Annotated in this window: 2 protein-coding genes; one reads left to right on the top strand and one right to left on the bottom strand. The window is 42.8% G+C overall.

Annotation, left to right across the window (positions count from 1 at the left end; translation table 11 throughout):
• The coding region (locus IEX97_RS13065) for an ABC transporter permease (protein WP_188883534.1) at positions 1 to 351 on the top strand (351 nt) is incomplete at its 5' end.
• A 9-nt stretch (positions 352 to 360) separates the two neighbouring features.
• Here the strand turns inward: IEX97_RS13065 and IEX97_RS13060 are convergent.
• Positions 361 to 638 (bottom strand): GGDEF domain-containing protein (locus IEX97_RS13060; protein WP_188883532.1); only part of this gene is annotated, 278 nt, incomplete at its 5' end.

Here is a 638-nt window from a genome sequence, read left to right as displayed (position 1 = left end):
TTAGTGGTTGGTGGGATTGGGGTAATGAACGTCATGCTGGTTGCCGTGAGCGAGCGAAAAAAAGAAATTGGTGTTCGAAAAGCATTAGGAGCTAAAAATCGCGAAATTCAAGCGTTGTTTTTGGTTGAATCGGTGATTTTGTCTTTGTCCGGTGGTTTTTTGGGAGTTTTATTAGGATTGGCCTTGACTTGGATGATAGCTCTTTTTAATCATTGGTCTTTTACTCTTTATATTGTACCTCCTTTAGCCGGTTTTGCTGTTTCTGTGGTTACTGGGATATTTTTTGGCTTTTATCCAGCTCGTCGGGCTTCTTTATTAGAGCCCATGGCTTCTCTGCGTGCTGATCTATAGCTTTATTTTTTAGGGTTCGCTTTGGGGAGAGTAGACTTGAATACGATTCTTACCAGAGTTTTTTGCTACATAAAGCGCATCATCCGCAGCCCTCTTTAATTCACTGGCGGCTGTAGCATGCTCTGGGGCGGTAGCTAATCCTGCAGATAAATGGACTCTGGGAAGTGTTTCGTTTTGAAATCGAATTTGCGTTGAACGGATTCTTCGAATCATTTCTTCGATGCGTTGCTTTGCTTCTTGAGCCGTGGTGTTAATGAAAAGTACCACAAATTCATCGCCCCCAAGTC

Origin of the sequence: Paenalicyclobacillus cellulosilyticus, assembly GCF_014647315.1 — a bacterium.
Lineage (GTDB): Bacteria > Bacillota > Bacilli > Alicyclobacillales > Alicyclobacillaceae > Alicyclobacillus_J > Alicyclobacillus_J cellulosilyticus.
Note: the sequence above shows the minus strand (reverse complement) of the source record. Positions and strands in the feature narration are given on the sequence as shown.